We start from the raw sequence: 22,808 nt of genomic DNA, 5'->3' as shown, positions 1-22,808 counted from the left end.
TGAGCCGCCGTATGTCGAGGTCTGTGGACTATTCGTGGACAGGATCTTGGGGCATCGGCGCAGGTCAGTCCGGAGAACGCCAAAGGCCCCCGGACAGGTCCAGGGGCCAGGCGCCGAGCTCTCAGCGACTCTCACTCGTACTCACGCAGCAGATCCTCGATGCGCCGATTCGCCACCTCCTGACGGCCGTCGAGACACTTGGCGTACCGACTCAGAAGCACTTCCACGCTGTTGCCGGCGCGCTCCGCTACCTCGGTCGGATCCACGCCTGCGTTGAGCCACGTGGAGAGCGCGGAGTGCCGGAGGTCGTAGGGGCGCCGGGCGAGGGGCGAGGCGACTGCGGCCGGCGGGAGTGCGAGCACTCGAGCTTCCTGCCAAGCCCGGTAGTAGGTGGAGGAGGACACCACTCCCCCGTTCTCGCTGAAGAACAGACGCCCGTCGTCCGCCGTGCCGAAGGTCTCGATGTGCTCCCGGAAGATGCTCACGAGCTGGGGCGGGATCGGCACCCGGCGGACGTCCTCGGTGGGCCGGTTCTTCAGGCCGCGGTCGTCGTGGCTCTCCCCCGTGTCGGTCCACTGCTTACCCACGCTGGGACGGGTCCGGTGAAGGAGCGCCGAGCCCCAGCCGGAGACAGGAAGCGAGAGATCAGGCTCGGCCAGGCCGACGGCTTCAGCCGGGCGAAAGCCTCCGAAGTACATGCCGGCGAAGAGCCCGACGAGACGCCGACCCCGCCCGCGCCGGTAGCCGCCGACGTAGGACACAGCGTGCAGGAGTGACCGGGCCTGCTCGGGGTTGGCGACGACCCTGGGGTCCACTTCGCTGGACACCTTCGGCTTCTGCCAGCGGACCGCCGAGAGGGGGTTCTCTGGGAACTCCCCCAGGTCTACGGCGTAGTGCATGGCGTTGACGAGGGTGCGGCGCTTCCGCCGAACGGTCTCAGCGGCGGCAGCGGTGCCGTTCAGCTTGAGCTTGAGCGAGTCGAGGACTGCCCGCCCGATCACGGGGTCAGAGAGGTCGGACAGGGGGCGGGAAGCCTTGGACACCCAGTGCAGGACATTGGCGATCTCGTCGGGCATTTCGCGGTCGCCGGGTCCCGGGAGGACGAAGGCCCAGTTCCGCAGCGCCTTGCGCAGGAGATCATCGGACGGGCGGCCTGGACGGTCATCGAGGAGGGCCGTCGTGACGGAAGTCAGGGACTCGTTGATGCCGTCGCGTGTGTTCGGCGCAGCATGCGGCCATTTCATGGCGAGGTACTTCAGGGCGAAGGCGTACCAGGTGAGAGCGGACTTCTTCTCCTCCATGGAGCCGGGAAGACCGGATTCGGTGTCGAATTCCTCCCCGTCCCGAGCCGCCCGCATCAGCTTGGATCGGTAGTTGTCCGCGAGCGCCTTGGTGCGGAAAGTCTGAGGGAAGACCCTGCCCGCTACCGCCCACCGCACTTCATAGGACGGCTTTTGGGTGTTGCGCTTACGAACACTCCAGATCTTGACGTCGAGCGACTTCACGCGGCAGCACCTTTCAGTGCCCGCAGCCACGCGGAGAAGTCCGAGCGCCAGACCCGCAGCTCGCCATTGGGCAGCTTGAAGGCCGCAGGCCCCTGCCCCAGCTCACGCCACCGGTAGAACGTCCGCCGCGAGACCCCGCCCAGCTCGGCAAGAATCTGCGGAACGGTCATGAGTTCGTCCTTCACGTCAGTTCTCCTTCCAGTTCGGCGCGGAGTTCGCGGGCGTGTTCGCGGTTGTGCTGGATGTCGCGGCGGATGTTGGCGGCGAGCCAGGACTCACCGGGGGTGGCCCCGTGGCCGGCGTAGCTCCAGTGGGCGATGACGAGGACGGTGGCCTCGGGGTGTTCGTCGGGGTCGGGCAGGCCGAGGGCGGTGCGTTGCTGGGCAGCGCGGTAGTCGGCGCGGACTTGGCGTAAGGCGCCGAGGGTGGTGGAGTAGCGGCGGGACTTGGTGGAGAAGTGGCCGCGGAAGCCGAGCATGTGGGCCCAGGCGCGCAGGCGCCGGTCCGGGTAGGCGGGGTCGAGGTCCATGCAGGCTTCCATCAGGCGCCGGGGGTGGTCCGGGACGCCGAGGAGGATGAGGGCTTCCTTGTTGCCAACGGGGTGGTCGACGGTGCCGGTGGTCTCGGCGGCCTTGGTGGCGTACTTGGCGACGTAGGAGGCGACGGCCTGTTCCGTCAGTTCCTCGCCGTCGCCGAAGGCGCCGATGGGCTGGACGTCGAGCTGGGCACCCCAGGTGAGGACCAGGTCCTGGTCGACGCCGTGGTCCGGGGCGGCGGGGACGACGACGCGGACGCGGGCGGCGGCGGCCCGTATGGCGTCGGTGAGGAGACCGAGGGTGGCCCAGGCCGGGGGCGGGGTGACGGGGCCGTCCGGTCCGTCGAAGCGGATCACTGCGTGGAAGTGGACGGCGCCGCGCTTCTGGTACTCGGCGACCTTGCCGAAGGAGACGCGGGACTGTTCGCGGGCGGCTTTCTGGGTGAGGCCGGCGCGGGCGGCAATCTCGCGGCGGAGGTAGATCGTGAAGTACCGCCACAGCTCGGAGGCGTGGTTGTTCCACAGCACCGCACCCGCGTAGTCGTACCTGTCCGGGTCGAGCGGGGTGCCGAGCTCCGGGGCGTCCTCGGGGTGGCGGGTGCCGCAGCGGCAGGGCCGGTTGCCGGGCCGGTTGTGGACTGGGCCGAAGGACGGGGCGGTGAGGGTGGCGAAGACGCGAGGGTGGTCACGGATCGTCTCGGGCGTGCCCTTGTCGGCGTCGCCGATGAGTCCGGCTCGGATCAGGTGGTAGGTGTCGCCCGCGTAGGTCCAGGCGCAGGCGGGGCAGCGGGAGGCCCGGCGGTTGCCGCAGGCGACCCGCAGGACTCCGCCCGGCTCGTTGTCGGTCGTGTAGGCGTGGAGCACGGTCTTGGTGGCGGGGTCGAGGAGCTTGGAGCCGCCGGACAGTCGGATGGGGGCGGCGCAGCCGCCGGTGCGGCGGATTTGTTCGGTGAGGCGGTCGAATCCGGGGGACCCGGCCACCCGGAGCAGGTCGCTCAGGGTGGCCGGGTCCAGGCCCGCCGCCAGGGAGGCGGGGTGGGTCACACGAAGACCTCCTGTCGGGCGGTGAGGAAGGCGGTGCCGATCCAGTGGGTGAAGGCGGGCGGGATGGCCTCGGTCAGCTCTTCACGGAGGTCGGTCCACGTGATCCCCATGGCGTGCTGCATCTCCGGGACGGTGGCCTTGCCTCCGCCGTTGCCGTATGCGGCGACGTAGGGGCCGTCTCGGCGTACCCCGTGGCGGTGGCCGCGGACGTAGCCGCGGTGGCGAGGGTGGGCCGGTTGCGCGGTAGCCCAACGGCCGAGTTCGAAGTTGCGGTGCCGCAGGACGCCGAGACGGAACATCTCGCCGCAGAGCGTGAGGTCCTTGCGGATCAGGGCTCGGCCGTTGGGCTGTTCGATCACGTACGGCAGCCCGGAGGCGTCGAGGAGTTCGCGGGTCGGGGCGACGAGGTCGACGTGGTCCTTGCCCCAGCCCCTGGAGGCGTTGGTGCCGACGGTCACGGCGCAGCCGGCCTGGCAGGGCGGGGAGGCGTGCACGAGGGCGTAGCGCTCGATGTCCCCCGACGCGATCAGGTGGGTGAGGTATTCGAGGGCGTCGCCGCGGTGGTAGGCGAAGGGGTAGTTGGGGCGGTCGGCGATGTCGCAGCCGTCGACGTCGAAGCCGGCCAGGTGGTAGCCGGTTCCGGCTCCGCCGGCGCAGGAGAAGAGGTCCAGGACCCGGGGGCGAAGTGCCGTGGTCACCGGTCGTTCTCCTTTCGGGTGTGGTCGTCGATCCACTGCTCGGCGCAGACCTTGTGGACGGGCTTGCCTCGGTCGGAGCGCAGCGGGGTGGGCTTGGTGCAGAGCACGCAGGGCTTGTCGCCGGAGTGGTCGAAGTGCTCGGGCGAACGCCAGTCGAGGAGGGCCACGACGGTCACCTCCCGGCGCGGGCGAGGGCGGCGGGGGTGGTGTGTCCGAGGCCCCGGCAGGTGAGGCAGTGGACGGGGATGGTGTGGCGGGTGCCGTCGGCGGCGCGGAGGCCGGTGGTGATGGTGGCGGTGGCGAAGCCGTCGCAGTCGCGGCAGACGCGCGGGGCCTGGGCGGTCTGGGGCATGATGAGGTCTCCCTTTCGGGTCCGTTGGATCTGGAATGGGGTTCAGGCGCCCGGGGCGGCGGAAGTTTGGCGACCGAGGCCGCCCCGGGGGCCGCTTAGCGTGTGTTGCGCCTGCCGTAACCCTTGGCCGCGTACATCGCCATGTCGGCGGCGGACAGAGCGTCGGTGAGGATCGGGACCGGCAGGTCCGTGCGGTGGCAGTGGCCGACCGAGGCCGAGACCCGCAGCGTGTGTCCGCGGTGCGGGACCGGCTTGTCGAGGGCGGCGCGGAGGGCCGGGAGGCCAGCGGTGTGGGCGGGGTCGGTGACGATGGCCGCGAACTCGTCTCCGCCGAGGCGGGCGGCGATGCCGTGGCGTCCGCACCAGGCCGCGAGACGGCTGGCGGTCGCGGTGAGAACGGCGTCTCCGGCCGGGTGGCCGTGGGTGTCGTTGATGGCCTTGAAGTCGTCCAGGTCGACCAGGACCACGAGCGCGTTGGCGTTGCGGGTCATGAGGTGTTCGGCGCGGGTGGTCCATCCGGCCCGGGTGTGCAGGCCGGTCAGCGGGTCACGTCGGGCGGCGCCGAGGCGGCGGAGGAGCATGCTGCCGTGCAGGGCCCAGCCGAGGGCCGGTAACCCGGCGGCGGCGATCGTGTGCGTGTCCATGGCGGTCACCGGCCCTTGTGCATGTCGCGGATGAGCAGGCGCAGGACGACCGCGACGACGGCGACGGAGACGCCGGTGATGGCGACGGCCAGGAGCATCGAGACGAGGACGGTGCCGACGACCAGGACCACGGCGCCGCCACCGGCCGCGAGGGCGAGCGCGCTGCCCGGGGTGAGTTGGACCGTCGTGCGGGCCGGGGCGACGGGCACGGGCGCCGGGACCGTAGCCGGTGCCGCGACGGGAACGGTCGGGACGACGGCCGTCGACTGGTCGAGGACGGTGGGCTGGGCCGGGGTGTAGGTGTCCGGGGTCGGGTACTTGGGCTTGAACACGGGACTTGCTCCTCTCATGCCTTGCAGCGGTGGGTGCGGGCGGCGAGTTCGGCGCCGGCGCGGGTTGGGTAGTCGGCGGAGTAGTCGCATCCGGGGGCGGTGCACACGGCGGTGTGCTTGGTGCGGCCGCGGCCGTCGTGGTGGCTGCCGACGCGCACGGGGCCGAAGCGGGCGACGTTGTAGAAGCGGTTCGGGCGCACGGGTCTTTCTCCTTTCAGCTCAGGCGAGTTGGAGGGCGATGGAGTCCGCGAGCGCGGGCGGGACGCCGAGGCGGGCGCGGAGGGTGGCCGCGTCGATCGGGGTGCCGGTCTGTGCGTGGTGGGCGTCCGCGATCTTTCGGGCGTGGTCGAGCAGCGCGGGCGGCACCGTCACGGCAGGCGCGACGGGAGCAGGTTCCGGATCTGGTTCCTGCGGCGCGGGTTCGGCCGGCGGGAGTTCGGGTGCCGGTTCCGGCGCGCGCTCGACGGTCAGGTCGGCCACCGGTTCGGGGTCGCGGTGTTCCACGGGTGCCGGGGCGGGTTCGGGCTGAGGTGTCGGGGTGTGTGCGTGGGCGAGGAGGGTGCCGCCGAGGAAGGCGAGGGCGGGCCATCCGGCGACGACGATGCGCAGCCAGGCCGGGACGTTGTTCATGTCGAGCATTCCGGCGGTGGCGACGTTGGCGCCGAGGGATGCGACGAGGGCGATGGCGAACCACAGCCACGCGTCACGGTTCCCGGCGTCCGCGCGCATCCGGCGCCAGGCCGCGACAAGCAGCAGGTCGACGCTCACCGGGTAGGCCCACGCCTTCCAGCCGTCCTGTCCGGCCGCCGCAGCCAGGTCGTGCAGGTGGGCGAAGGACAGAGCACCGGCAATGACGGCCTGGATGAGTACGGCGTCGAAGCGGAGCGTTCGGGGCACCGGGCCGCCTCCTTCCTGATCAGGCGGTGCCGGTGCCGAAGCAGTCCGGGCACAGCGCGGTCTGTGTGGCGTCGATCTGCCGGCGCTTGCGCCCGACTCGAACGGCGGTCGTGGTCTCCCCGGTGCCGGTGCAGGTGTCGCACGGCGGCGGGACGGACGCGGGCTTGGGCGAGCGGCGGCGCGGGGCCGGAGACTTCTTCGTGGCCTGGGCGGTCACGGGCGGTTCCCTTCGGTTTCGGGCATGGGTCGGGTAGGGACCTGGCGTGAGACGGTCACGCCGACCGAGGGGCAAGGGGTGTGTCAGTCCGTCGCCGGAATCGGCTTCACCAGCGGCACGGAGTCCACCGACGGAATCTCGGCGGGGATCACCGGCCGGTAGGGGGCGAGGGCCGGAACGTCCGGGGTGAGGTGCGCGTACTCGGCGCAGATCGCGGCAGCCTTGGCGGCGCTGAGTTCGGGGGTGCGGATGCGGGACCAGCCGCCGGAGGAGTCGCCGGCCACCGCCACACCGGGCTTGTCAGGCGGGATCGTCGTCACCGCGACGACCGCATCCGGGGCGATGTCACCCAGGCCCATGTCGGCGGTCTGCTTGTCGTTGACCCGGTGCACGACGCGGCCGGTGAGCTGAGCGCGCAGCGTGGTGGCGCCCTTGCCGAGGTCAGAGCCGAACCGCTGGCCGCAGATCTCCAGATAGATGCCGGCCGCGCGGGCCATCTGCCCGAGCCGGATCATCTGCGTGACCATCCGGTCCCGACGTTCCTCGTCCTTCTTGGTCGCGACGAGGAACAGCTCGGCGACCTCGTCCACCAGGAGCACGACCGGCACCGGCCTGATCTTGTCGGGCAGGTCCCAGATGTCACCAGCGCCGTACTCGCTGAGCAGGTCGAAGCGATCTTCCATCTCACTGACGAGCGCGTCGAGGAGACCGGAGGCTTCTCCCGGGGTGATGGCGAGGGCGGACAGGCGGGGCGCGTATCCGCGCTCTTCGACACCGCGCTTGCAGTCGATGCCGACCAGGGCGACGTTCAACCGGGCGAGACCGGCGATCAGGTTGCGCTGATACATGGACTTGCCCGACTGATTCGCGCCGAGCGTCAGCGCGTGCGGGACCTTCAGGTAGTCCCGGACGAACGCGGTGCCGTCCTCCCGCAGCGCGACCGGCACGGTCAGCGGCCCGGAGGGCAGGCGGCGCGGCATCTTCACCCGCCGCAGGACGTCGTAGCCGGTCATCCGCAGTTCCACGAATCCGGGCTTTGTCTCGACCACGTTGACCGAGTGGACGCCCCAGGCGTGCCGCAGTCGCTCCGAGGCCGCGACCACGTCGGCGGGCTCCAGGCCGGCCGGGAGGCGGAGCGTGACCCGCATCCCGGTCGACGTACCGCGAACCCGGCGGACCTTCGGCGGCACCGGCTGGACGTCACTGCGGCGAGCGACCGTGCGGACCATGAACGCCCGCAAGCGGGACGGCTGCACCGTCAGCCCGCACACGTCCATCGTGGAGCGGTACGTCATCGTGAACCGCACCTGAGTGACGGGCAGGCCGACCAGCGACCAGTACACCCGGGGAGCACGAACCCTCGCGACCCCAAGGCCACCGGCACCGGCCAGTGGAAGGCCGACCTCCCATAACGTCGACAGGTCCGTCATGGTCAGGCCCCCAGCGGCGTGACCGCGACCGCGCGGAACGAGATGCCGTGCCGCGTCTGGCCGTTGAACGTGTTCTCCCAGTCGCGCGCCTTCAGCCCGATCACCGACACCGGCGTCCCCGGGGTCAGGTTCTCCGGCAGGCCGGTCTCCGGGACGGTCACCTGGTAGAGGTTGCCCTCACCCTCGTCCGAGATCAGCAGACCCACCGTGGACAGGCCCGCACCGGTCTCCCGGTCCATGGCCCGCTCACCGGTCTGCTTGCTCACGAGCTTCGGCGTCGGAGCGGTCGCGACGAACACGACGGCGGTCGAGGTGTCCACCTTGAACGACGGCATGGTTTCTCCTTCGAGATGGCAGGTAGGGCTAGATGACCAACTTGGCTAACCTGGTTGGTCACATCTCGAAGTTAGAAGACATGGCTAGCCATGTCAACAACGTGACTGCCATGACTGTCCTGGTTGGGGTCGAGTCGCCTACCATCGGCTTCATGACCTTTGTCCCCGAGCCCCTCGACCCCGACGACGACCGAGCCCCGTACGAGCAGGTAGCGAGCAGCCTGGGGGCCGCAATCCGGACCAGGCGACTGGCGCCGGGCGAGAAGCTGCCGTCGCACAAGGAGCTGACGGAGCTGTACGGGTTCGCACGGGCGACGATCCAGCGCGCGCTCCGGGACCTCGAAGATGAAGGGCTCGTGGTCTCCCGCAAGGGCAGCGGCGTGTACGTGAGGAACCGGACGGAGCGGCCGGCGGGCCTACGGCCGTACGTCGAGCAAGCCTTCGCCAGGGATCACGTCACCATCGATTTCGCCGGATTCTCCAGCGAGACGCTTCACGGCGCCCTTCAGGAACCACTCGACAAGATCCGCGTCGGCAGGCTGACCCCTGCGAGCATCACCATGCGGATACTCGTCCCGGACATGTCCGTCCCGCAGGCGGCGCCGGTGCGCATGGCGGATGGGGCAGACGACAAGCGGCTCCGCGACCGCATGCACGACATCATGGTCGGCTACACCCGCAGCATCCGGGACGCGATCACCGAGCTGGGACACCTCGGACTGGTCGCAGAGACCCGGATCAACGTCCGCGTCCACAGCGGAACGCAGTTCTTCAAGCTCTACGTGATCAACAACGAGGACGCGTTCTTCGGGTACTACCCGATCCGCCCCAACAAGGTCGTCGCCCAGGGCGAGACGATCGAGATCTACGACCTCGTGGGCAAGGACACCACGCTGTTCCACCACTCGATCAACGACGGCGAGTCCTCCAGCGGAGCCCAGCAGGTCCAGCAGGCCCGCATGTGGTTCGACAGCGTCTGGGAGACTATCGGAAGGGACTTCGACCTTGACGCACGATGACCGACTCCCGGAGATCCTGGCCAACGCCCGGGTGGTGTTCTTCGACTTCGACGGCCCCGTGTGCGACGTGTTCGCCGGCTTCCCCGCCCCTCAGGTTGCCAAGCAACTCACCGCACTCATCTCGGCAAAGGACGCAGCCGCGGGCGGGAAGGCAGCAGAGACCGATGACCCGATCGAGGTCCTGCGCATGGCTCATGAGGCCGACCCCGAGTTGGGGCAGGAGGTCGAGCAGGCTCTGACAGCGGCAGAGATGGAAGCCGTTGCGGTAGCCGGCCCGCCGACACCGGGAGCACGGGAGGCCCTGTCAGCCGCGAACTCTTCGGGGAAGGCGGTCGCCGTGGTGAGCAACAACTCGGCCGAGTGCGTCCAGCGCTTCCTGGAACTGCACGAGTTGGACGGATTCATCGCGAGGATCGTGGGCCGACCGACGGGGCAGCCCCACCTGATGAAGCCGAACCCGTACCCGCTCATCACTGCGGCCGAGCAGATGCACATGGACGTCACGAACTGCACGTTGATCGGTGACTCGCTCACGGACATCCAGGCCGCTCATGCAGCCGGTACGACCGTGATCGCCTACGCCAACAAGCCCCACAAGGCGGACCTCTTCGCCGAGGCTCAAGCCGACACCATCACCGACGACATGCACGCCATCGCCGACGCTCTGACTACGGCGTAGCTGAAGATCAACGGGGGAGCTGTTACAGGTTTCTCTACCTCATCAAGGGCTCGCTTCGCTCGCCGCTGCTTCCGGCTTCCTGAACTGCAAGCAGTCCGATCACAGATCGGAGGTGCCGCGCACAGCGCGGCGGCGCCGGACGGTCGCCGGCGCGCCGCCCCTCCCTGCCTTCGTCACCGGGGCCGCGCGCCGGCGCCCGTCCGCGCCCACAAGGGGCGAAGACCAGGCCGGGGTAAAGGTGAGACGGCCCAGCCGAGGTCAGAACACCGTCGTGGCTGGGGCGGCCGGCTCCACGGCTTTAGGCAGCCACTTTGGCGCGAGCCTCGAAGATCAGGGCCCAAAATCGGGCACTAACGGGCAGGTCCACAAGCCTGCCCGATTCGCTGGCTAGCGTAATGGGCCCTGATCACTCGCGCCAAAGCAGCTCCAGCCCAAAGCCGCTCCGCCAGCCTCACCTCATATGTGCGGCTAGGATATCGTTTGTACGAAATCAGTCAAAGCCTTAAGGTCATGCTGCCAGAACACCCACAGACCATCCATGTTCTGCGCTCTTTCCAGGCACGAAAGATCGAACGAACCGGCCAGCACAGCAACGGTCATGACCTGAGTTCCGAAATGCTGACGCCACGTCTCGGACTTTCCGCCGCACTCACGAATTAGTCGCTTCCACGAATTCTTCGGACCGTTGGAAACCTTGCATTCGATAGCCAGCAAGCGTCCATCCTTGAGGCGAATGGGAACGTCGCATTTCGCCCCCGCCACTTTTCTCTCTTTCGAGAAGTGACCTCGCTCCAGGACATCCAGCACGTCGATGTCGCCTCTCTGGGCGTCCAAGATGTACCCGATGCCTTCTAGAGCCTCGGCGACCTCGGCCTCTTGACGCTTACTGGCCGTACCGCGCCGGCGCGTCCGCAAGAGTTCCAGGGCTAGCAGCGCGGTCGTCGCCATAACCGCAGATTCGCGTTCAGTTTCGTTCGGCGGCCTGTTCTCGGCAACCCATGAGAAACGGACAGGGTCCAGCACCTCACGAATTACCTCGGCTGTGTCGTCGCTAAGGCCTGCAGGAACCGTTCTGAATTTCTGCCCCACCAGCGTCCAAAGGTCTTCCTCGCTCACGGGCGGAGCACACACATAGCGAAGAATGCGCCACAAAGTCGGGTCAAACAGGAAGGCCTGGCCATCTAGGTTGAGCAGGTTATCGGTCAGCTCCAGGGCTTCGCGCACCCTGGGTTCTACTTCCCGGTATACCTCCTGGAAAGCCCGAGGACCCTCTTCCTTTCGCTCCTGCCGAAACAGCTGTTCAGACCGCGCCCGCCCCTCCACTAGTTCCGACGTAGACCAGTTTTGTGGAAACTTCCACGTCTGAACCATCCCCCACTAACCTGCCATTTCTCGTTGTTTCCGTGCAGCAGCCCTGTGTTCGCCATTCGTCTGATGCTCCATGGCGGTGTAAGCCATCCACTTATGGAACTCTTGAGGCCAAGGCGCCGACTTCGGCGTTACTTTCCTATTTGAACTAACCGACTGCATGAGCATCAGTCCGATTTTCTCGGCGACGTCAGCCTGAACAGCGTTACCAATTTGCCGGAACTTACTCGCCACCGTGCCTTGGAACTCCCACCCCCGCGGAAACCCTTGGAGAGCCGCGCATTCACGCCACGTCAGTCGGCGCAAAGTACCATCTTCAAGTCGGATCCAGTCCGGCGTTGTTGCAGCCCGAATCGTACGCGCAGGGAGGCTCAAATCAGCGAGAAAGCGATCTTGCCTGTATCCCCAATGGCCGCTAGGTCGGTTAGCTTCAACAATCCCGACCGACTTAACACCGGTGCCGGGCGTGAGGTCCTTCAATTCTTGCACCAAGGAACCAGTCGGATAGACGATTTCCTCAGGCATAGGCGCCGGCTGCCCAGAAAGGAACTCGCCGAGCGTCACCCACGGCTTCACCTCATCAATCAAAGTGTCACCGGCGAGCCTTCCATGCGTGGGCTCCGGAAATCCAGGAAGACTGCGATCCAAAGCTGCGATCATGAACAGCCTGATGCGGCGCTGGGCAGCACCGAAGTCGGCGGCGTTGAGCAGCTTGAAACGGGTCGCGTAACCAATTTCTTCAAAGGATGAACGGATAAGCCGCAGGACTCCCCCCGGCTCACCATTTGGATCCTTTGCCGTGACTAGGCCTCGGACATTCTCAAAGAGGATCAAACGCGGCTTCAACTGCTCGGCAAGGCTTACGAACTCCAAGAAGAGTTTGCCTCGAGGGTCCTCAATGCCCCTTTGGCGGCCGGCCGAACTAAATGGCTGACACGGCGGGCCGCCAGCCAGGACGTCAGGTCGCCACCTACTAGTTGCCCCATCTGGCCTAAGGTCTGCAGGCTTTAGCTCCTCGGCGGGAGCATGCAACAGTTTCGCGCCAGCGAGGTGGAATCGCCCCTCTTGGCCGCGCACGGGAACGTTTGACTCCTGCACCTTCCGCAGAGTCTTCATACAGTTCGCGTCTACATCGGTCGCGCTTACGGTGTGGAACCCAGCCCGCTCCAGGCCAAGGTCGAGCCCACCTGCCCCCGAGAAGAGGGAAATAAGTGTGGGCTTCCTTTCGCTGTTCGGTGTACTCAAGGTCCCTCGCTGACTTTGGGTGGTTCGAACCGAGCGGCGCAGTCTGGAGTTGCGGCCGCACTGGACAACTTGAGATGCTACCGGGGCTGAGCGTCCAGGTGATGCCATAGGTGAGATCCGAGCGACGGGGCACCGATGCTCACGTCAGGCCAGCCAAGGCGTCACCTGAGGTAGCCCGCGTCCTCCAGGGCAGACGGCTCATCGACCAGCGCCGTTACTCAACCGTGTCCTAACGTCTCGTCAGAGACGTGCCGTCTGCGAGTCGTACGTGCTACGGATCGTTCGCGCTTCGAGCGCGTTGGGCCACAGACTCAACTACACGGTCGGCCGCAGAGAGCGGATCCTCGTGCCCCCAGACGCGGACGACTACCCACCCAGCCTCTATGAGCCGGCGATCGGTGTCGGCGTCTCGCTCTCTATTCTTGTTTATCTTGAGCGTCCAATAGTCGCTATTGGTGCCGGAAGCGTAATAATGCTGAGGACAACCGTGCCAAAAGCATCCGTCAAGAAAAACAGCGACCTTCGCCCGCGTAAATACCAAGTCGGCTGTCCGGCGCAGCGAGGGCAGGGGGCGGATGCTCACGCGGTACCGCAGACCTCGCGCATGCACAGCGCGTCGAAGAGCCAGTTCAGGGCGTGTGTCGCGTCGAGGGGTACGCTGCATCCTGACCCGAACATCGTCGCTGGATGCCCATGACTTGTAGGGGCGACTCATGCGGACAGTCTAAGATCTTGCAGGGGAAGCCCTGCAATCGCAGAGGCTGGCGCCTTCCTCCGTCGGTCTCCCTCAGCATCTGGCCAGGCCTATGTCAGCAACAGGCCACCGAGCCGGCACGCAATCGCGGACCATTTGTGGACGCGGGCTGACTTTCCAGATGCATGCATGCCTCTGACCTGCATCCTTGCCTAGAAGGCAGGCGGCCTCCGGAGCCGTGTGCGCAGGTTCGAGGCCTGCCAGGGCACTTCGCAGGAAGTGCCGAAAGACCCCCTTGGTCAGCGGAAACGCTGATCACGGGGTCCTGTTGTTTGTGCGGGGTGTATGTCGCCTGGGGCGAACGTATGCCGGGGTCCGTGTGTGAGGCATGGACGGCATCTGGAGGGCAACGCCCCACGTGGGAACGACAATCGACAGGCCCTTAGGCACGGTGCCGTGGGGGCTTGAAATGGTCAGGGGCGGACGCGCACGGGGTCTCCGGGTTGGGTGGTCCGCCGGGCCGGCTCATAGGCGATTGAGCTCTGGCGTGGAGGAGGTCCGGGGCGTGCTCGGCTCGGTCGGCCGGCGGCCGACGGCGCGGGGCGCGCGCAACCGCTGGTCCATAGGTAGGGCCCCGTGCAGGGTGACGGCGCCGCGAGACCGTCGATCAGGGGTGTCGATGGGGTGAGGTACCTGGTCTCGCGGATGGCGCGCTCGGCCCGGTCCCAGGCTTTGGTGCCGTACGGCCCGCGGCCTCCGGATCACGGGCGCGGAGCAGGTGGGTCTGGCCGTTCGGCGTGAGCCGGCTTCGCGAGGCGTCGCATCAGGTGCTTCTCGGCCCAGCCGGTGCGGTGGGCCTGCCACGCGTCCGCCGCGTACCGGCGCAGGGCGGCCATACCCCGCTCCCCCAGCACCTCCGCGTAGCGGAGCGGGTCGATGTCGGTCAGGTCGGCCGCCTCGTCGACGGCGTGGGTCACGAGCCAGTGCGCCAGTTCCTCCACATCGGGGCCGGCCGCGCGACAGGCCTCGTGGTGAGCGTCGGCGAGGTCGCCGCCGATCCCTCCGAGCCGTCCGTCGGAGTCCTCGACCTTCCCGGCCACCCTGCCCAGCAGGTCGATCGCCTCCCCGGCCAGGGTCATCGCGTCGCCTGCCCGCCCCGAGGCGGTCAGTGCCCTGATCGCTGCCACCGCCTGCCCGGCCTGGTCGGCGTACGCACGGGCGTCGGCGTACTCGACGTAGCCGTACCGGGCGAACGGGCCGATGTCGAGCAGCTCACGGACGCGGGCCCGGACACCGGTCACATCTCCGCCCGCGCTCGCCGCCCGCAGTTCCAGACGGCGCCGCAACCGCCGGTCCTCGGCCATCTCCTGGCGTACGAGGGCGAGCAGGTCCTCCCGCGAGAGGTCCGCCAGCCAGGCATCGAGGTTCCGCGCCCGGTCCCGGGCCGACGCACGCCGCCGGGACATGCCGGCCTCCTGGGCGATCACGGTCAGCCCGAGCGCGACCAGATGCTTGCAGAAGTTGCCCTCCTGGCCGTACGGGCAGTCGCACGTACCCGCCGGCTTCCTGCGCCCGCGAAGGAGCAGCTCCACCTCGTACCGCTCCGTGCCGCGCACCGACGCCCTGATCCAGCCGTCGCCGACCTCGATCCCCGACACCGCGTCGACGTAGGCGAGCCCGCGCTCGAACGAACGCTCCCCGGCCAGCGCTCTCAGCCTCGCCTCGGTAAGACCGTCCACGGTCCTCCTCCACCGTCCTCTTCCACTCAGGCGTCGCCCACATGGCCCGGACCGTCGTCAGTCCAGCCACACGATGACCGCGTCCCCGTCCCGGGCCGCCGCCGTAAGGTACTCGGTCAGGCCGGCGAAGTAGTCCCGGCCCCATTCCAGTGCGTCCCGGTCCTCCCAGCCCAGGGGGTAGATCTCCGCGGCCACGAGCTCCGCCGGGTCCACTCCGTCGAGGAGTCGGTCGTACGTCAGGGTGCCGAGGGTGTCGGCGGCGAGGCGGACGCGGTGGGTGGGGAGGTGGCGCGGTGGGCCGTAGCCCCAGTCGTCGGCCTCGCCCAGCGGCTCCTCGCCGTGGATGACGTCGACCGGGAAGCCGGAACGCCGCAGCAGGAAGTCCAGGAGGTGCCACGCCTTGTGCGTGGAGAAGTGACGGGCCTCGGACGGTGACGGCTCGGACTCCTCTTCGGCGTCCACGGTCTCCTCGATGCGGTCGAGGGCCCCGTCCGGGTCCTCGATGGCGCGCGCCAGCTCTGCGGCCGTCACGCGGAAGTACTCACCGATCATGCTCATGGCCGGATGCTAGGTACCGCCACTGACAGCGGCGCCCGGGTCGGTCGGATGCGCCGGACCGCGATCCCAACAACCGGGGAAGTTGGGCCGATTCCCTCGCGCGGGGGCGCCGGGTGTCGACACAATGCGTGCATGGCTGATGACTGGAAGCGACGGCTCGAGCGGGCGCATCGGGAGATGGTCGGGCGCGACGATCCCGTGGAGTGGGTCAAGGAGGCCAGCGGGGTCGAGGCCTCGCTGCGGTATCCCCGACTCGCCCTGCGCGGGCCGCTGTTCGGGGTGGCGGTCGAGCGGGAGCGGGGGCAGGGGTGGGAGGTCGTCCGGGAGATCGGGGCCGGGATGCCGCAGGAGGCGCGGGACAGTCTGAACTCGCTGCTGTGGTTCCGGGCCAAGGACGACACCGATGATCCGGAGGTGCGGCGGGACCTGCTCGCGGCCGTCGCGATCCTGGAGAAGGAGCCCGTGAACGAGGTCGAGGCCGTCGGCGAGCGCTACCGGATCGTGCGCGCCGACGAGTTCGCGCGGAGCGGGGACGACGGGCTCGAGCCGCCGCGTCCGACCGACCCCGATCCGGCCGAGCCCTCGTGGGACGACCGGAACGGGCCGCCCTCGCCCGACCTCGGGTTCGTGCTGACCCCCGAGCGGACGGACGGCCTCACCCAGGAGGCGCTGAAGCTGGGGCTGCGTACCTTCGCGTACACCGGCGACCGCTATCCCGCCCGCGTACGGAACGATTCGCTCCGGGCCGTCGAGACCCACCCCGACATCGCCCTGCTGCCCGTCACGTTCGGCGTCGCCGAGCGGAACGGGGCCGGGTGGCAGCCGAGGGGCGGGCTGCAGCCGACTCCGCACGAGGCGCGGCGGCTGCTCTACTCCGGGATGACGGACATCTGGGCCCGGATCTACAAGTACCCGGAGGACAAGGCCGAGCGCTTTCGGCTGGCCGGGGAGGAGTTCCGGGCCGCCGGGCGGGCCGACGAGGCCCGGGTGGGCAGCCGGCTCTTCCGGATCTGCCGGGTGGAGCGCCTGGTCCGGTTCGGGCCGGACGGGCCGGAGATGCCGCGTCCCTCCGACGTCGACGAGTACGGGCCGATCAAGATGCATCCGACCATGGACCTCGACGGGACCGTGCACCACGGGCGTTGAGCTCGGCGGATACGTGCCTCACGGGCGCACGGCTTGGACTGGACTGTGCACCGCGGGAGTTGACTGTCTGGCGAGTGGGGCCGTGGGAGGTAGGGGAGGGGGAGGGGCCGCCGCCCCTCCCCCTCCCTCTTGCGTCTACTTGACGTTGACCGCGGCCCAGGTCGCGTTCACCGCGTTGTACTCCGCGCTGCCCGCGCCGTAGAGGTCCGTCGCCGCCGAGAGGGTGGCGGTGCGGGCGCCGGCGTAGGTGGTGGAGGAGGTCATGTAGGTGGTCAGGGCCTTGAACCAGATCTTGTAGGCCTTCTGGCGGCCGATGCCGGCGAGCGTCGAGCCGTCGTAGGTCGGGGAGCTGTGGACGACGCCGTTGATGGTCTTCGTGCCGCTGCCCTCGGACAGCAGGTAGAAGAAGTGGTTGGCCGGGCCCGAGGAGTAGTGGACGTCGAGGCGGCCGAGGCTGCTGGACCAGTAGTCGGCGGAGTTGCCGTCCTTGCTGGGCTTGTCCATGTAACGGAGCGGGGTGCCGTTCCCGCGGATGTCGATCTTCTCGCCGATGAGGTAGTCGCCGGCGTCGGAGCTGTTGGCCGCGTAGAACTCGACGGAGGTGCCGAGGATGTCGGAGGTGGCCTCGTTCAGGCCGCCCGACTCGCGGCTGTAGCGCAGGCCGGCGGTGGCGGAGGTCAGGCCGTGGGTCATCTCGTGGCCCGCCACGTCGAGGGAGGTCAGCGGCCTGGCGTTGTTCGCGCCGTCGCCGTACGTCATGCAGAAGCACTGGTCGGACCAGAAGGCGTTGACGTACGCGTTGCCGTAGTGGACGCGCGAGTAGGCGGCGACGCCGTCACCGCGGATGCCGTTGCGGCCGAGCTCGTTCTTGTAGAAGTCCCAGGTGACGGCCGCGCCGTAGTGGGCGTCGGCGGCGGCGGTCTCGCGGTTGGTGGGGAGGCCGTTGCCCCAGACGTCGGTGGAGTTGGTGAAGAGGGTGCCGGTGCCGCTGGTGGCGCCCTTGAGGTCGTACGTCTTGTGGCCGCCGCGGGCGGTGTCGGTCAGGCTGTACGAGGGGGCGGTGCCGAGCGTGACCTGGCCGCTGTACTGGGTGTTGCCGACGCCGGTCTCGATGGCCTCGTAGGAGTAGAGCTCCTTGCCGGTGGTCGCGTCGGTGATGACGTGCAGCTCGCTCGGGGTGCCGTCGTGCTGGAGGCCGGTGACGACCGTCTCCCACGCGAGGGTCGGCTTGCCCGTGGCCGCCCAGACCACCTTGCGGGAGGTGGTGGGCTTCTCCCCGTCGACCTCGGCGGAGGACAGGGCCGCGGTCCGCGCCGCGGCGGCGGAGACGGCGGGCGTCGTGCTCGGCACGGATATACGGGCGCCGGTCGCCTTGGTGGTGGAGCGGGCGCCGTTCTTCTTCTGGTGCACGACGAGGTCGCCGCCGAGGACCGGCAGGCCCTCGAAGGTGCGCTCGTACCGGGTGTGGACGGTGCCGTCCGCGTCCTTGACGACGTCCCGGACGACCAGCTTCTCCTGGCCGGACAGGCCGATGGCCCTGGCGGTGGCGGCCGCGCCGGACTGGGCCTCCTGAATGGCGGCGGCGCGCTGGGTGCCGGTCAGCACGAGCGCGGTCGCACCGGCCTCCCGCTGGGCCTGGGCGCCCTGGGCGCCCTGGGTCACCTGGGCACCCTGGGTCGCCTGGGCATCGGCGTTGGCGGATCCGGTCTGGGCTCCGACGACGACCATGGCGGCCGATGCGAGCAGGGCGGCGGCTCGGGCGGTGGTACGACGGTGCGAGGACTGCTGGCGGGTCACGCGGGCTCCTTCGCTGTTACGCGTGGGGGATCTGTGTGGGGGGTGGTGCGGGAGTGAGCGTGCCAGCGAGCAGCCCTGATTGACAGGTATGCAACAAGGATTTGACCATCAGTTGTCCGAAGGGCGGCCAACTCCGTCCGTTATACGGGGAGCTGACCGCCCTGAGGGTCGTACAGGGGTCGGGTAGGGGCGGGGGGAGGGTGCCCCTGGGTTACGCCCGGCTGGGCGCCGCGCCGCCCGGGACCGCAACGCCCGGCACCGCACCGCCCGGCACCGCGCCGCCCCGCACCGCGCCGTCGCCGAGTGCCTCGGGCGAGAGGTGGTGCAGGGCCGGCGGCCGGGTCGTCGCGCGCGGGGAGCGCAGGGCCACGGCGGCGTGATGGGCCGGGCCGCAGGGCAGGTCGTACACCGTCCACCCCTCCGGATGGCGGCCGTGACCGCCCTCGCCGCCGTCACCGACGTCCCCGTCACCCCCCAGGTCGTCCAGGTGCGCGGCGCGGCCGAGCCCCGTGCCGAGGCCCTTGAGGTACGCCTCCTTGCGCGCCCAGATCCGGCCGAACGCGGCGGCCCGCCGCCCCGGTTCCTCCTCGGCCTCGACGTCGGCCCGCTCCCGGGGGTGGAGGACGGACAGCACGTCGGCCACGGTCTCCGGCGCGGGCCGCAGCTCGACGTCCGCGCCGACCGGGACGGGAGCCGTGGCGATCAGGACCATGCCGCGGGTGTGCGAGAGGGAGAAGTGCAGCGGCGGCGGTACGGAGAGGTCGCCGCCGGGTACGGCGAGGGCGGGGCGGCCGTGCGCCAGGCCGCAGCACGGGCACGGCTCGCGGGTGAAGGCCAGGTCCCCGGGGCGTTCGCCGAGGAGGCCGCCGAGCACGGTGCGCAGCGCGATGTGCGCCGCCGTGTACAGGGTGCGGTCGGCCGGCCGTACGAAGGCGGCGGCGCGTTCGCGTTCCCGCGCGTCCAGGACGGTCGTGTCGAGCCCGGCGGGGAACGCGGCTCCGGGTGTCTCGTCGAGTTCCAGGAGCCAGACCTCGGCCTGCATGGTTCGGTGTCCTCCAGGGTGCGGCAGCAGCGTCGACCGTACCCGTGCCGCCATGACGCCGTAACCCCGCGCCCCCGGAACCCGGTGACTCGGTGACTCGGTAACCCCGTGGCTCGGTAACCCCGTAACTCCGTAGCCCGTAACCGCGTGACTCAGTGACCCCGTACCCCCGTAGCCCTGTCCGCCGGCCGGCTGCCCCCTGCCCCTGGTCCCTGTCCCCCGTCCCCGGTTCCTGTCAGGTCAGGCCGAGCGCTTGCGCGGCGTCGCCTTCTTCGCCGGCTGCTTCTTCGCCGCCGCCTTCGCCGTGGACTTGGCCGTGGACTTCGCCGTGGACTTGGCGGGCGCCTTCTCCGTGGTCTTCGACGCCGTCTTGGCCGTCTTCGCCGTCGACTTCCGGGCCGGTGCCGCGGCGGCCTTCTGGGAAGCCGTCTTCGCCGTCGACTTCTTGGCGCCCGTCTCCTTGGGCTCCGACGTCCGCGAGGCCGCCTTCTTCCGCGGTCTCAGCTCGGTCACCTCGGCCGGTTCGCCGCGGGCCTCCTTCGCCGCGCGCACGCTGCTCTCCAGGGCCGCCATCAGATCGATCACCTGGCCGCCGCCGCGCGTCTCCGGCTCGGCGGGCGCGAGGCCCGCGCCGCCCTCCGCCTTGGCGGCGATCATCTCCTCGACGGCCTCCCGGTAGTCGTCGTGGAGCGTGCTGATGTCGACCTCGCCGAGCGTGCTCATCAGCGCGTCGGCCAGGTCGAGTTCGGCCTCCCGCACCGTCACAGGCGTCTCGGGCGCCACACCCTCCGGGGCGCGGATCTCGTCCGGCCAGAGCAGTCCGTGCATGGCGATCACGTCGTCCACGACCCGCAGCATGCCGAGCCGCTCCCGCCCCCGCAGCGCGTACTTCGCGACCGCCACCTTGTCGCTGCGCTTCAGGGCCTCGCGCAGCAAGGTGTACGGCTTGGCGGCCGGCACTCCGTTGGCGGAGAGGTAGTACGCGGCGTCCATCTGGAGCGGGTCGATCTCCGAGGCCGGCACGAAGGCCACGATCTCGATCGTCTTCGCCGTGGGCAGGGGCAGGGCGGCCAGGTCCTCGTCGGTGATCGGGATCATGGTCCCGTCGGCGTCCTCGTACGCCTTGCCGATCTCCGCCTGGGTGACCTCGGCGCCGTCCAGCTCGCAGACCTTCTTGTAGCGGATGCGGCCGCCGTCCTCGGCGTGGATCTGGCGGAAGGAGACCGACCGGCTCTCCGTGGCGTTGACCAGCTTGATCGGGATGCTGACGAGCCCGAAAGATATGGCCCCGTTCCAGATGGATCGCACGGTTCATCCCCTTTCACGCCTTCTCCAGCGCGCGTAGCTTCTACCAGCTTCTACAGCTTGTGCGGCTTATGCGGCTTTCGTGCCTTTCATAACGAATAGGTCGAATTCGTGGGATTCTCATCGTATGACGCCCATCACAGAGGTGGCGGGGCGGCGCCTGGCGCTCAGCAACCTGGACAAGGTCATCCACCCGGCCTCCGGCACCACCAAGGGCGAGCTGCTGCACTACTACGCCACCGTCGAGGCCGTGATCCTGCCGCATCTGCACGACCGCCCGGTCTCCTTCCTGCGCTATCCGGACGGCCCGGACGGCCAGGTCTTCTTCACCAAGAACCCTCCGCCCGGCACACCCGCCTGGGTGAACACCGCCCCCATGCCCCGCTCCGAGGACCCCGGTGCCCGTCAGGTGGTGATCCAGGACCTGGCGTCCCTGATGTGGGCGGCGAACCTGGTCGTGGAGTTCCACACCCACCAGTGGCGGGCCGCCTCCCCCGCCGTCGCCGACCGGCTGGTCCTCGACCTCGACCCGGGGCCGCCCGCGACGATCGTCGAATGCTGCCGGGTCGCCCTCCACCTGCGGGAACGGCTCGCCGCCGACGGCCTCACGGCGTACGCGAAGACCTCCGGCTCCAAGGGGCTGCACCTCCTCGTCCCCCTGGAGCCGACGCCCTCCGAGCAGGTCTCCGCCTACGCCCGCCGGCTCGCGGTGGACGCGGAGGCGGAGCTGCCGAGGCTCGTGGTGCACCGGATGGCCAAGCACCTGCGGCCCGGGAAGGTCTTCGTCGACCACAGCCAGAACGCCGCCGCCAAGACCACGGCCACCCCCTACACCCTGCGGGCCCGCCGGCTCCCGGCCGTCTCCGCGCCGGTCACCTGGGAGGAGGTCGAGAGCTGCACGAGCCCCGAGACGCTGGTGCTGCTCATGAACGACGTCGCCCCCCGCCTGGAGGACTACGGCGACCTGCTCGCCCCGCTCTTCGATCCCGCCGCGGCGGCACCCCTGCCCGCGGCGCCCCCCGGAGCCACGCCATGAGCCCCGCCCGCGGCCCCGACGCCGGGGCGGGAGTCGTGCTCCGGCCGCCGGTCGAGGTGATGCGCCCGAAGGCGGCGGACGACCTCCCCCGGCAGGGCAGCGTCCCCGGCGGGCTCCAGTACTCCCTCAAGCTCGACGGCTTCCGCGCCCTCGCCTTCGTCCTCGAGGACGGCCAGGTCTTCCTCCAGTCCAGGAACCGGCGCGATCTGGCGCGCGAGTTCCCCGGCATCGCCGCCTACCTGGGCGAGCGGCTGCCGGCCGGGATCGTCCTGGACGGTGAGCTGTGCGCGTACCGCGAGGGGCGGGTGAGCTTCACCGATCTGCTCCGCACGCACCGGGAGCGCGAGCGGGCCGGCGTCCCCGTCTCGTACATCGCCTTCGACCTGCTCGCCCTGCCCGGCCACGACCTGCGGGGCCGGCCGCTGCGGGAGCGGTGGGAGCTGCTCGGCGCGGCCCTCGCCGGCACCGGGCCGCCGCTCCAGCGGGTGCTGGCCACGGACGACGAGGAGACCGCCCGGGACTGGTTCGGCGCGCTGCGGGAGGCGGGCGTCGAGGGCGTCGTGGCCAAGGCATGGAACTCGACCTACCGCCCCGGCCACACCTGGTCCTGGCGGAAGATCCGGCACTCGGACACCCAAGACGCCGTGCTGGAAGGGGTATTCGGGCCGCCGGACCGTCCGCACGCCGTGCTGGCGCGCCTGCCCGACGGGCGGCGGCTGCGGACCACTCCGCGCCTGACGGGCCCTCAGGCGCGCGAGGTGGCCGAGCTGACGGAGGGTCTCCTCGCGAGGCCGGTGAACGACCCGGAGCACGGGCCGGTCCGGCCGCTCGACCGCCAACTGGCCGTGGAACTGCGGCTGATCGCGGGCCGCCAGGACACCGCCCGCTTCGTACGCGTACGGGAGACGGACCCGCCACCGGAGGACGCGGCACCGGAGGAAGGCCCGGACCCACCGCCACAGGACACGGCACCGCAGGAACCACCACCGCAGGAACCACCGCCGCAGGACACGGCACCGGAGGCGGCCCCGGACCTGGACCCGCCACAGGGGGACCCGCCACCGCAGGACCCGCCGCCGGAGACCCCACCCAGGCCCGCCCCCGCCCGTCCCGGCCGGTAACGACCTCGGCGGCCGGATATCGACTCCCCCTCCCCGACGCTCCGTTCCGGACAAACTCCCCGGGCGCCCG

Annotated in this window: 25 protein-coding genes and 1 pseudogene; 5 read left to right on the top strand and 21 right to left on the bottom strand. The window is 69.6% G+C overall.

From position 1 onward, the window contains the following. Nucleotides 1-131 precede the first annotated feature (131 nt). From ABTZ91_RS07560 to ABTZ91_RS07500, 13 genes are all read right to left on the bottom strand, one after another. Complete coding sequence (locus ABTZ91_RS07560) at nucleotides 132-1,505, bottom strand: site-specific integrase (RefSeq protein ID WP_352076197.1); 1,374 nt, start codon at nucleotides 1,503-1,505, stop codon at nucleotides 132-134. Next, the gene (locus ABTZ91_RS07555; RefSeq protein WP_352076394.1) at nucleotides 1,502-1,675 is read right to left on the bottom strand and encodes a helix-turn-helix domain-containing protein; all 174 of its coding nucleotides are present in this window, start codon (nucleotides 1,673-1,675) and stop codon (nucleotides 1,502-1,504) included. The genes ABTZ91_RS07560 and ABTZ91_RS07555 overlap by 4 nt, the downstream gene beginning before the upstream one ends. A gap of 11 nt (nucleotides 1,676-1,686) precedes the next feature. Then, entirely contained in the window at nucleotides 1,687-3,084 is a 1,398-nt protein-coding gene (gene repSA, locus ABTZ91_RS07550; protein ID WP_352076196.1) for a replication initiator protein RepSA, read from the bottom strand. Further along, nucleotides 3,081-3,782 (bottom strand): DNA methylase, encoded by a 702-nt coding sequence (locus ABTZ91_RS07545; RefSeq protein ID WP_352076195.1) that lies wholly within the window; start codon nucleotides 3,780-3,782, stop codon nucleotides 3,081-3,083. The genes repSA and ABTZ91_RS07545 overlap by 4 nt, the downstream gene beginning before the upstream one ends. Further along, nucleotides 3,779-3,949: a hypothetical protein gene (locus ABTZ91_RS07540; RefSeq protein ID WP_352076194.1), complete on the bottom strand. Its 171-nt coding sequence runs from the start codon at nucleotides 3,947-3,949 to the stop codon at nucleotides 3,779-3,781. The genes ABTZ91_RS07545 and ABTZ91_RS07540 overlap by 4 nt, the downstream gene beginning before the upstream one ends. 5 nt (nucleotides 3,950-3,954) lie before the next feature. Beyond that, nucleotides 3,955-4,134: a hypothetical protein gene (locus tag ABTZ91_RS07535; protein ID WP_352076193.1), complete on the bottom strand. Its 180-nt coding sequence runs from the start codon at nucleotides 4,132-4,134 to the stop codon at nucleotides 3,955-3,957. A 95-nt stretch (nucleotides 4,135-4,229) separates the two neighbouring features. Continuing rightward, nucleotides 4,230-4,778 (bottom strand): GGDEF domain-containing protein, encoded by a 549-nt coding sequence (locus ABTZ91_RS07530; protein WP_352076192.1) that lies wholly within the window; start codon nucleotides 4,776-4,778, stop codon nucleotides 4,230-4,232. Nucleotides 4,779-4,783: 5 nt separating this feature from the next. Next, nucleotides 4,784-5,110 carry a hypothetical protein gene (locus ABTZ91_RS07525; RefSeq protein ID WP_352076191.1) on the bottom strand — a complete coding sequence of 109 codons (327 nt, stop codon included), beginning with the start codon at nucleotides 5,108-5,110 and terminating at the stop codon, nucleotides 4,784-4,786. Between the two features lie 14 nt (nucleotides 5,111-5,124). Then, complete coding sequence (locus tag ABTZ91_RS07520) at nucleotides 5,125-5,310, bottom strand: mobile element transfer protein (RefSeq protein ID WP_352076190.1); 186 nt, start codon at nucleotides 5,308-5,310, stop codon at nucleotides 5,125-5,127. Nucleotides 5,311-5,329: 19 nt separating this feature from the next. After that, nucleotides 5,330-6,007, bottom strand: coding sequence for a DUF2637 domain-containing protein (locus ABTZ91_RS07515; RefSeq protein WP_352076189.1), 678 nt, complete (start codon nucleotides 6,005-6,007; stop codon nucleotides 5,330-5,332). 19 nt (nucleotides 6,008-6,026) lie between these two features. Then, complete coding sequence (locus tag ABTZ91_RS07510; RefSeq protein ID WP_352076188.1) at nucleotides 6,027-6,224, bottom strand: hypothetical protein; 198 nt, start codon at nucleotides 6,222-6,224, stop codon at nucleotides 6,027-6,029. 83 nt (nucleotides 6,225-6,307) lie between these two features. Beyond that, nucleotides 6,308-7,654, bottom strand: a complete 1,347-nt coding sequence (locus tag ABTZ91_RS07505) for an FtsK/SpoIIIE domain-containing protein (RefSeq protein ID WP_352076187.1) — start codon at nucleotides 7,652-7,654, stop codon at nucleotides 6,308-6,310. A 2-nt stretch (nucleotides 7,655-7,656) separates the two neighbouring features. Further along, entirely contained in the window at nucleotides 7,657-7,989 is a 333-nt protein-coding gene (locus ABTZ91_RS07500) for a hypothetical protein (RefSeq protein ID WP_352076186.1), read from the bottom strand. A 152-nt stretch (nucleotides 7,990-8,141) separates the two neighbouring features. On the opposite strand from ABTZ91_RS07500, the gene ABTZ91_RS07495 reads away from it, so the two are divergent. Continuing rightward, a complete protein-coding gene (locus ABTZ91_RS07495) occupies nucleotides 8,142-9,008 on the top strand; it encodes a winged helix-turn-helix domain-containing protein (RefSeq protein WP_352076185.1) in 867 nt (288 codons plus the stop codon). Further along, nucleotides 8,995-9,687, top strand: a complete 693-nt coding sequence (locus ABTZ91_RS07490) for an HAD-IIIA family hydrolase (protein ID WP_352076184.1) — start codon at nucleotides 8,995-8,997, stop codon at nucleotides 9,685-9,687. Before ABTZ91_RS07495 ends, ABTZ91_RS07490 begins: the two co-directional genes overlap by 14 nt. Before the next feature lie 468 nt (nucleotides 9,688-10,155). On the opposite strand, the gene ABTZ91_RS07485 is transcribed toward ABTZ91_RS07490, so the two are convergent. The 5 genes and pseudogenes from ABTZ91_RS07485 to ABTZ91_RS07465 form a co-directional block, all read right to left on the bottom strand. After that, a complete protein-coding gene (locus ABTZ91_RS07485) occupies nucleotides 10,156-10,911 on the bottom strand; it encodes a XamI family restriction endonuclease (protein ID WP_352076183.1) in 756 nt (251 codons plus the stop codon). 153 nt (nucleotides 10,912-11,064) lie between these two features. Next, a complete protein-coding gene (locus ABTZ91_RS07480) occupies nucleotides 11,065-12,408 on the bottom strand; it encodes a DNA cytosine methyltransferase (protein ID WP_352076182.1) in 1,344 nt (447 codons plus the stop codon). Nucleotides 12,409-12,571: 163 nt separating this feature from the next. Then, nucleotides 12,572-12,964 carry a very short patch repair endonuclease gene (locus ABTZ91_RS07475; protein ID WP_352076393.1) on the bottom strand — a complete coding sequence of 131 codons (393 nt, stop codon included), beginning with the start codon at nucleotides 12,962-12,964 and terminating at the stop codon, nucleotides 12,572-12,574. Between the two features lie 686 nt (nucleotides 12,965-13,650). Further along, nucleotides 13,651-14,733 (bottom strand): annotated as a pseudogene (locus ABTZ91_RS07470) (SWIM zinc finger domain-containing protein); the annotation flags it as partial. Nucleotides 14,734-14,790: 57 nt separating this feature from the next. Continuing rightward, nucleotides 14,791-15,291: a YfbM family protein gene (locus tag ABTZ91_RS07465; RefSeq protein ID WP_352076181.1), complete on the bottom strand. Its 501-nt coding sequence runs from the start codon at nucleotides 15,289-15,291 to the stop codon at nucleotides 14,791-14,793. Nucleotides 15,292-15,423: 132 nt separating this feature from the next. Between ABTZ91_RS07465 and ABTZ91_RS07460 the strand changes: the two genes are divergently transcribed. Beyond that, entirely contained in the window at nucleotides 15,424-16,437 is a 1,014-nt protein-coding gene (locus ABTZ91_RS07460) for a DUF5954 family protein (protein WP_352076180.1), read from the top strand. Between the two features lie 135 nt (nucleotides 16,438-16,572). Here ABTZ91_RS07460 and ABTZ91_RS07455 read toward each other — a convergent pair whose 3' ends face one another. From ABTZ91_RS07455 to ABTZ91_RS07445, 3 genes are all read right to left on the bottom strand, one after another. Beyond that, nucleotides 16,573-18,234 (bottom strand): M4 family metallopeptidase, encoded by a 1,662-nt coding sequence (locus tag ABTZ91_RS07455; RefSeq protein ID WP_407077914.1) that lies wholly within the window; start codon nucleotides 18,232-18,234, stop codon nucleotides 16,573-16,575. Between the two features lie 211 nt (nucleotides 18,235-18,445). Beyond that, nucleotides 18,446-19,276, bottom strand: a complete 831-nt coding sequence (locus ABTZ91_RS07450; RefSeq protein ID WP_352076179.1) for a 4'-phosphopantetheinyl transferase superfamily protein — start codon at nucleotides 19,274-19,276, stop codon at nucleotides 18,446-18,448. Nucleotides 19,277-19,516: 240 nt separating this feature from the next. Further along, nucleotides 19,517-20,584 carry a Ku protein gene (locus ABTZ91_RS07445; protein ID WP_352076178.1) on the bottom strand — a complete coding sequence of 356 codons (1,068 nt, stop codon included), beginning with the start codon at nucleotides 20,582-20,584 and terminating at the stop codon, nucleotides 19,517-19,519. Nucleotides 20,585-20,708: 124 nt separating this feature from the next. Between ABTZ91_RS07445 and ligD the strand changes: the two genes are divergently transcribed. Then, entirely contained in the window at nucleotides 20,709-21,617 is a 909-nt protein-coding gene (gene ligD / locus ABTZ91_RS07440; RefSeq protein WP_352076177.1) for a non-homologous end-joining DNA ligase, read from the top strand. Beyond that, the gene (locus tag ABTZ91_RS07435; RefSeq protein WP_352076176.1) at nucleotides 21,614-22,738 is read left to right on the top strand and encodes a DNA ligase; all 1,125 of its coding nucleotides are present in this window, start codon (nucleotides 21,614-21,616) and stop codon (nucleotides 22,736-22,738) included. The genes ligD and ABTZ91_RS07435 overlap by 4 nt, the downstream gene beginning before the upstream one ends. The last annotated feature ends 70 nt before the right edge of the window (nucleotides 22,739-22,808 follow it).

Source organism: Streptomyces sp. NPDC126499, from assembly GCF_040302485.1.
Taxonomy (GTDB): Bacteria; Actinomycetota; Actinomycetes; order Streptomycetales; family Streptomycetaceae; genus Streptomyces.
The sequence above is the reverse complement of the archived record's forward strand: the minus strand, read 5'-3'. Positions and strand labels throughout refer to the sequence as shown.

Bases quoted from the DNA above. Each gene is read 5' to 3' on its own strand.
- ABTZ91_RS07555 (WP_352076394.1), bottom strand. From the start codon at position 1,675: ATGACCGTTCCGCAGATTCTTGCCGAGCTGGGCGGGGTCTCGCGGCGG.
- ABTZ91_RS07535 (WP_352076193.1), bottom strand. From the start codon at position 4,134: ATGCCCCAGACCGCCCAGGCCCCGCGCGTCTGCCGCGACTGCGACGGC.
- ABTZ91_RS07530 (WP_352076192.1), bottom strand. From the start codon at position 4,778: ATGGACACGCACACGATCGCCGCCGCCGGGTTACCGGCCCTCGGCTGG.
- ABTZ91_RS07505 (WP_352076187.1), bottom strand. From the start codon at position 7,654: ATGACGGACCTGTCGACGTTATGGGAGGTCGGCCTTCCACTGGCCGGT.
- ABTZ91_RS07500 (WP_352076186.1), bottom strand. From the start codon at position 7,989: ATGCCGTCGTTCAAGGTGGACACCTCGACCGCCGTCGTGTTCGTCGCG.
- ABTZ91_RS07495 (WP_352076185.1), top strand. From the start codon at position 8,142: ATGACCTTTGTCCCCGAGCCCCTCGACCCCGACGACGACCGAGCCCCG.
- ABTZ91_RS07480 (WP_352076182.1), bottom strand. From the start codon at position 12,408: ATGGCATCACCTGGACGCTCAGCCCCGGTAGCATCTCAAGTTGTCCAG.
- ABTZ91_RS07475 (WP_352076393.1), bottom strand. From the start codon at position 12,964: ATGCAGCGTACCCCTCGACGCGACACACGCCCTGAACTGGCTCTTCGA.
- ABTZ91_RS07465 (WP_352076181.1), bottom strand. From the start codon at position 15,291: ATGAGCATGATCGGTGAGTACTTCCGCGTGACGGCCGCAGAGCTGGCG.
- ABTZ91_RS07460 (WP_352076180.1), top strand. From the start codon at position 15,424: ATGGCTGATGACTGGAAGCGACGGCTCGAGCGGGCGCATCGGGAGATG.
- ABTZ91_RS07450 (WP_352076179.1), bottom strand. From the start codon at position 19,276: ATGCAGGCCGAGGTCTGGCTCCTGGAACTCGACGAGACACCCGGAGCC.
- ligD (WP_352076177.1), top strand. From the start codon at position 20,709: ATGACGCCCATCACAGAGGTGGCGGGGCGGCGCCTGGCGCTCAGCAAC.
- ABTZ91_RS07435 (WP_352076176.1), top strand. From the start codon at position 21,614: ATGAGCCCCGCCCGCGGCCCCGACGCCGGGGCGGGAGTCGTGCTCCGG.